Origin of the sequence: Enterobacter cloacae complex sp. OE43NF (genome assembly GCF_023544405.1) — a bacterium.
Classification (GTDB): Bacteria; Pseudomonadota; Gammaproteobacteria; order Enterobacterales; family Enterobacteriaceae; genus Enterobacter; species Enterobacter cloacae.
Map to the genome: position 1 here is coordinate 1 of NZ_JAMJFW010000089.1, position 6682 is coordinate 6682.

The following is a 6682-nucleotide window of genomic DNA, read 5'->3' on the forward strand; positions in this document are numbered from 1 at the left end:
TTAGGATGATAGGCTTAAAGCCAGGAACATTGAAACGTTGCATGAGAATTTTAAAGCAACTCAAAAAATCCTGTTTGTTCCCACAAGTTATAAATTGTAGGTTTTCCTCAATTTTCTCTGGTGTATCTTTCCCTATTAATTTTACACGCAGATCTTCATGATGCCTTTTAGGGGAGGCAATATCTATGGCAGGCTTAAGACAATCCAAAATACCAATATAATTGCAGCTTGAAGTATTTGATGTCTTTAAAGTGAACATTGGAATACTCACGTACGCTATCCTTTTAGTATATATATTATTATTCTGGTCGTTGTTTCAGCGATTTCAACAAATTCTATCATTATATTATGGAGTTGAGGCAGTTAAATCAATGATAGAGGTCATCCCAACATCATGGGCCGAGAGATAGGTTAATGGTGAGAACGTTGCATGCATAGGCAGAAAGTGCCCTTTCTACTTAGCAGATCAAGGTGACACTTTAAAATTGCATTGACAGATGTTGTCAGCACAAAGCGTTATTGTCGTCTCAGGGGCTGCGGATGTTTTCCTGGACTGTTATGTTGTGATCCCAAGATGCTGCCAGTACTTCACCGGACTCATTGCACCTAATGATAGCTTGATACGTTTCTCGTTATACCAGCGTATGTACCTGTCCAGGAAGCAGATAAATTTTTCCAGCGTGATACCAGTCCAGTTTCTGCCATAGAACATTTCGTTTTTGATACGCCCGAAGAAGCCTTCACACGCAGCATTATCCGACGAGCATCCTTTGCGCGACATGGACCTTATAAGTCCGGATGTGTTGATACGATCGAGCCAGTCCGGCCACCGGTAATGGCCACCACGATCGCTGTGTATTGCAGGTATGCCTGAAAGCGTGCGTATTGCCTGAAAACACAACCCGCTACGGGGGAGACTTACCCGAAATCTGATTTATTCAACAAAGCCCTGATAAGGTCTTTCTTCCATTTGTACAGGACCGGGACGCTGACGCCTATGCTTTGTGCAACTTTACGCGCGGTTCCACGTCGGTTACAGAGCTCCCGGACGGCCTGAGACCTCTCTTCCGGGCTGAAGCATTTGTTTGTGCCTGAGCGAATGACCAGGGGACGCGCATTTGGGTAAAACTCTTCAATCCAGCGCTTTAGAATTTCGTTACTGGGGTAGCCGATGGCTCGGCGAGTGTACGACAGGCAACCACCGTGAGTAAGATAATGCTCAACAGCAGCAATTTTCTGTGTCCGTGAATAGCGTTCTCTTGGCTTTAATTCCCTGGGTAAATCGCCCTTCTCTTCATAAATCCGAACCCAACGGCCCAGCTGTTTTGTGGAAGGATATCCCAGCTCCATGACGACAACGGAGGCTTTCTTTCCGTACCGGTAATAGAGTTCGACGGCCCGGATCCGGTCCTCGTATGAATGCATAAATTAACCCCTGAAGGTCCAGGAATTCGTCCGCACTCCCAAACACAATGCGATAAAAAAGCTGAATCTTTCCAACCACAGCGAACTGATTAAGTATGTGCAGACGGTTGGAAAGATGGAGGAATAGTCCACATCAGGGGTAGATAATATTCAGCGTAGCCGATGTATTGATCTTACCCTGGCTCACCTGGGCGGGCGCCCACACGTAATAGTACGCCGCCATCGGAAGGGTGAAATGTTCGTCCAGCGCCGCGCCAGCCGCCACGCTGAAAATCATTGTGGCGTTGCCACGGCTGGTGGTCGAGGTAGAGAAGGTCACCGGCGTTTGCGGGGCGTCACGTTTTATCAGGCGTAGCCCCACGCCCTGCGCCGCGCTACTGCTGCTGTCGATCAGCACCGAGCTGTCGGTCGACAGCAGCTGCGTGCTGGACAGAAACATCTCAATTGACCGATCGGAATTGCCGTTAACCCCGACGTTCTGACAGCTCATGTTCAGTGAAAAAGGCGTCAGCCCCGGCTGTGAGGATGCACTGAGCTGGGGAATGCCGAGCGTCGGCAGCGCCACGGTCAGCCCCGCATTATCAAAGGAACAGGTAGTCAGTTTTGGCGCGTATTTGATGATCATCGGCTGACCAAACATATCGCGGTCGTCGTAAGGCCATTTGAACCCGTTGAATAACCACTGGGCGATTTTGATGACCTGATTAATTGGCCAGAGGATGATTTCCAAAATCGACAATCCGCTCATGTCGCTGACGAACAGAACGTCGCTCATGTTCGCCGTATCCCCCGTCAGGGTGGTGCCGCTCTGGTTAACGAGGGTGAAGCGAACCGTAAACGGTGTGTTCAGCTCAGACGCCGTATGGCTACCGCTGGCAGACAGGGTTTTATTGGCCGGGGGATTGGTGATCTCCGCCCGCACCATATACTTGTTGTTGCTGAATCCGAGGATGGTCGCGTATTTGTTGTCGGTCGAGAGGATCGGCGTGTAAGAAAATTCACTGTTACGCGTCGTACAGTTGAACGAGCCGCTGTACTGGGTGGTGAAGCTGCCGGTCCATGTGGGCGTGGCCGGGCTCAACTTATCCGATAAATCAATGGTAATCGGTGTGCCATAAACGATGCCGCTGCCGGAGCAGGTGGCATAGCTCATCCCGCTAACGCTGGTGAGGAGCAGGAACATGAATGATCGTAACATTTTGATAATCCGTAATTAATGGCAAACCGATGAGGGGCTGTTCAGCCCCCAGGCCGGGGAGGAGATTTCGCACTTTCCGCCGCGGAGATGCACGTTGAGCGCGCGTGGCGGCCGTTCAGCACGGATATACAGTACGCTGGCCTGTCCGACATACCCGACAGATTCACCATGTTCATCCAGCACTTCGGTGCCAAAGGGCAGCGGTTTGCCGTCGGCGCGCGTCGCATGAAGTACCCATGACTGGCGCTTGTCGGTTTCAAAGCGGATATAGCTCACCGCCCCGTCGTAAGGAGCCACGTTAGCCATATTGCCGATCACCTCCGCGCCAGCGCTGTTTTCCGTTTCAGTTAACGTAATGGCGTTTTTGCGATACGGGGTGGCGTAAGGCACCAGCGCCACGCCATCGCGGTTCGTCATAATGCTTTCATCGCCGTTCACCATCAGCCCCTCCGCCTTTGGCGCATCGACGATAGTCATGGTTGTGCCGGTTTCGTTTGAGGCGAGAACGTGCCACGGGTAGGCCACCAGGCTGCCGCGTCCGCTGAGCCCGGTCTGGCGGTAGTCGGAGGATTCGCTGTAAGAGCCACCGAGTGTTGCGAAGTTCGAACGGTACGCGGCGTTAACGCTTGCCGCATTTTCCCCCCCCCGCGCATTACTGCCGGAGAGGGTGTAGCTCAGTCGGTTCGACGCCAGCACGTTCCCGCTCATGCTGATATTGCTCTGCTCGTAATGCGAATCGCTGGCCGTCAGGCTGGAGGTGATCCACGCATTATTATCAAACAGCGCGAACGGCAGGCTGAGGGAGAGGTAAAGGCGCGTCTCTTCTTCACTGTCCCTGTTCCGTACCCGGCTGGCCGACAGGGTATAGCTGGCGCGGCCGATGGCGTTGGAATAGCCCATCTGGTATTCGCGCGTGGTTTGCTGTGAGTTCCAGTAATCGCGGTGTGTGCCGGAGACAAACACCGTGCCCCAGTTATTGAGCAGGCGCTGATTAAGGTTAAGCGTAAAGGTATTCTTGGGCTGCGCCGCACGCAGGGCGTCCCAGGTGCTTAGCGACATGTCGGGCGCAATGCCAAACCGATCTTCATAGTCGTCGTACTGCGCTCTCAGGCGCTGATACCCTTCGCGCGAATAGAGCGCGTCGCTGAAGCTGTAATAGCCTTTTGTGAAATAGCGATAGGCCGCCAGGGTGAAGTTGGTGGCGGTGGTATCGATAAATTTGCTGTACGACACGCGATAACTCTGACCGCTGCTGGTGCGATCCTGTAGGGTGGTTTTGGCGTGGGTGACATCAAACGAGACCGCGCCAAAGGGAAGGTTCCACCCGGTACCGACAAGCCCGGCCTGGTAGTTATCGCTAATAATCGTCCCGGTATACCCGGTGATGAGGTTATTAAACCCGTAGCGCAGCGTGGCCTGCATGAATGCGGGTTCGGCATCGAGCGTGTTCTGGTGCACTTTACCCGCCACCACGCTGTACTGGCTCACCCCTTCTTTTAGCATCCCGGGCACGGCGGAAAACGGCACCGTGAAGGACTGCTGTGAACCGTCCGCCTCACGCACCACCACCAGCAAATCGCCCGCGGAGCCGGTAGGCTGAATGCTGTCGAGGGTAAACTGGCCCGGCGGCACGTTCTCCTGATAGATCACGTTGCCATTCTGGATAACTTTCACCAGGGCGTTCGTCCGCGCCACGCCGTGAACCACCGGTGAAAAACCCTGCTGTGAATTTGGGCGCATCTTCATGTCCGACGCCAGCGACACGCCGCGCACGCGCAGGGAATCAAACAGATCGCCAGGAATATAAAAGTCACCCAGCGTCAGGTTGGATTTCAGCGAGGCCAGGGGACGGCGCAGGTAGCGGGTATTATTCTGCCAGCTACTCTCTCCGCTGGCCGTTTTCCGCCAGGCGCTGCTGTCGCGAAACTGCCAGCCGAACAGGTTGGCGCCGGAATCCAGCCCGGCATAAAAATCATCATTTGTGTCTTTCTCAGCGCCTTTCGCGCGGGTGTTATACCAGGTCGTGTTCCACGAGAGCATCAGCGCCGGTATCCCCTCGTCCCAGAACTGGGGGGCAATGTAACCTTCTTCAGTACGCAGCACGGCCGCCTGCGGAACGGTAAGCGCCAGACTCAGGGTGCTGGTATCGGTTTTGACTTCACCGCCCTGAACCAGATCGCGCAGCTGGACCTGCCCGTGCGCAATGGCGGGCGCAGGCACGGACGTGGTGTTGATGCCCAGCGACCGGGCATCTTTCCAGGCAAGGCGGATGTCGTCACGCTGCTCGCCGTAGATGACGGTATAACGTCCCTTCCAGCTGCCGTTTACGTAGATATCCATCTCCTGACTGCCGGCAGGCATGGCGTTGTTTTCGGAAAAGCGAGACAGATCGGACTCACCGGATGCGCCAGCAAGCAGGGAGGGATCAAACGAGACGGCCCCTAATTTATGCGAAAGCAGAAGCGTGCAGACTGCCAGCAGACAGAGTCTGTTTTGTTTCATTTTCATGGTGAGTCTTTACGATCACTGACTGGTGAAAGTCCGGGTTTTATACGCGCCAAGATCGTCCACATACATCAGCTGGAAGGTCTGTCCGCGCTTAACCGTATTTTTGGCGGCGACCGTCAGCTGCCCAAACGGGGAAACCATCGGAGACTCCTGGAGCAATTTCGTTTTACCCAGCGAAATATTGGCGACCGTAATATGGAACGGACTGTTATTTGTAATGCGAAAGCGATCGCCGTCGGCGGCGAGCGTAAGTTTCGCCACCGCGTCATCCAGCGTGCCTTTCAGCGCAGCGGGCCGGTAAAAAAGTTTGATACGGGATTTAATCGCCAGCTGAACGGTATTCTGATTTTGCAGATTTTCAGGTCTGGGCGGAATGTCGAGAACATTCAGGAAAAAGACGGATTCGCGATCCGCAGGCAAGCTGGACGGCAGCTTTTTAATACGAAGCTGTTGGCCATTATGTTCGTTAACCTTTATCACTGGCGGCGACAGCAAAAACGGCACATTGGCTGTTTCCGGCGTGGAATTAATATCACCGTCATCTATCCAGGATTGCACCAGAGCCGGCGCATCGCCCGTATTCATTAACTGGACGATCACCTCTTTGTTATTTTCAGGATAAAGGACACGGGTGCCATTAATGACAATATTGGCCCATGAGTGACCCGTGCTTAGCAGTAAGCCTGCCAGCAAAATTGCCTTGCGCATGATTGCAACCTTAAATACAGGCTCTGCGAAAACAGAGCCTGAATAATCACTATTACAGGTAGGAAATGGTATACGTTACGTTGGAGCTCAACGCACCGACCGTTGCATCAGCGGTATTGGTTTTATAGTAATAAACATCCAGCGTCAGCGTTTCGGAATCTGGCGCGGTCGCTGTACCCATAATATTTGTCGTGTAAGGCTGGTTCAGGGTAATAGGCGTAGACGAACCTGGCTCCACTAACGCAAAGCCGACATTACGTGCCACGCTGGCATCGCTTTCGTTCACGCTGTTATTCAGCAGGTATTTACCGTCAGTGGAAATATTATCCGCGCTGGAGAAATACACTTTCAGCGGGGTACCGGTCGTTCCGGCTGCTGGTGCACAACCTGAGAAAGTCAGCGCAATAGATTTTTTATTCTTAGTGATCAGGCCAACCGTGGTGCCCGCATCTTTTACCGAAATAGGGGAAAGCGCAACGGTAAAGTCTGCGCTTTTACCGCCGTTAATGGTACAGGTTGTATCGGTAATAGCGCCGGTAAAGTTAATGATACCACCCGCCGAATTGTCTGCGGCCACTGCGCTGGTAGAGGCAATAGCGGCGGCCAGCAGTGATACGGTCATGATCGATTTGAACATGATAAACTCCATGAAGATTTGTGTTATTTAAAATGAATGTTAATCGGCTACACATGTCCCTGAGGTACCGGCTAGACGCATGGCGACTCGGGAGAATGCTTTGACGATATCATCGTTGCACTAAAAAAGTATATAACACAACATATTCCAACAACTTCGAAAGTTCAAGATTATAATCTTGTGGTGGCGTTTTTTTAATGTTTTAA

6 protein-coding genes and 1 pseudogene are annotated in these 6682 nt (G+C 52.6%); all 7 read right to left on the minus strand.

Translation table 11 applies throughout. The annotated features are described in order from the left end of the window. On the minus strand, nt 1-271 hold a 271-nt coding region (locus M8370_RS22575; protein WP_250021780.1), incomplete at its 3' end, for a hypothetical protein. A gap of 285 nt (nt 272-556) precedes the next feature. Then, nucleotides 557-865, minus strand: a pseudogene (locus M8370_RS23710) (IS3 family transposase); the annotation flags it as partial. Nucleotides 866-918: 53 nt separating this feature from the next. Further along, nucleotides 919-1425 carry a transposase gene (locus M8370_RS23715; protein ID WP_407253627.1) on the minus strand — a complete coding sequence of 169 codons (507 nt, stop codon included), beginning with the start codon at nt 1423-1425 and terminating at the stop codon, nt 919-921. Nucleotides 1426-1558: 133 nt separating this feature from the next. Continuing rightward, nucleotides 1559-2623: a fimbrial protein gene (locus M8370_RS22585; RefSeq protein ID WP_250021782.1), complete on the minus strand. Its 1065-nt coding sequence runs from the start codon at nt 2621-2623 to the stop codon at nt 1559-1561. A 15-nt stretch (nt 2624-2638) separates the two neighbouring features. Then, nucleotides 2639-5131 carry a fimbria/pilus outer membrane usher protein gene (locus M8370_RS22590; protein ID WP_250021783.1) on the minus strand — a complete coding sequence of 831 codons (2493 nt, stop codon included), beginning with the start codon at nt 5129-5131 and terminating at the stop codon, nt 2639-2641. Between the two features lie 15 nt (nt 5132-5146). Beyond that, nucleotides 5147-5839 (minus strand): fimbrial biogenesis chaperone, encoded by a 693-nt coding sequence (locus tag M8370_RS22595; protein WP_015570089.1) that lies wholly within the window; start codon nt 5837-5839, stop codon nt 5147-5149. 52 nt (nt 5840-5891) lie between these two features. After that, nucleotides 5892-6476, minus strand: a complete 585-nt coding sequence (locus M8370_RS22600; RefSeq protein WP_117267226.1) for a fimbrial protein — start codon at nt 6474-6476, stop codon at nt 5892-5894. Nucleotides 6477-6682: the final 206 nt, after the last annotated feature.

Excerpts from the sequence above, each read along its gene's own strand:
- M8370_RS23715 (WP_407253627.1), bottom strand. The coding sequence starts at position 1,425 with ATGCATTCATACGAGGACCGGATCCGGGCCGTCGAACTCTATTACCGG.
- M8370_RS22585 (WP_250021782.1), bottom strand. The coding sequence starts at position 2,623 with ATGTTACGATCATTCATGTTCCTGCTCCTCACCAGCGTTAGCGGGATG.
- M8370_RS22590 (WP_250021783.1), bottom strand. The coding sequence starts at position 5,131 with ATGAAAATGAAACAAAACAGACTCTGTCTGCTGGCAGTCTGCACGCTT.
- M8370_RS22595 (WP_015570089.1), bottom strand. The coding sequence starts at position 5,839 with ATGCGCAAGGCAATTTTGCTGGCAGGCTTACTGCTAAGCACGGGTCAC.
- M8370_RS22600 (WP_117267226.1), bottom strand. The coding sequence starts at position 6,476 with ATGTTCAAATCGATCATGACCGTATCACTGCTGGCCGCCGCTATTGCC.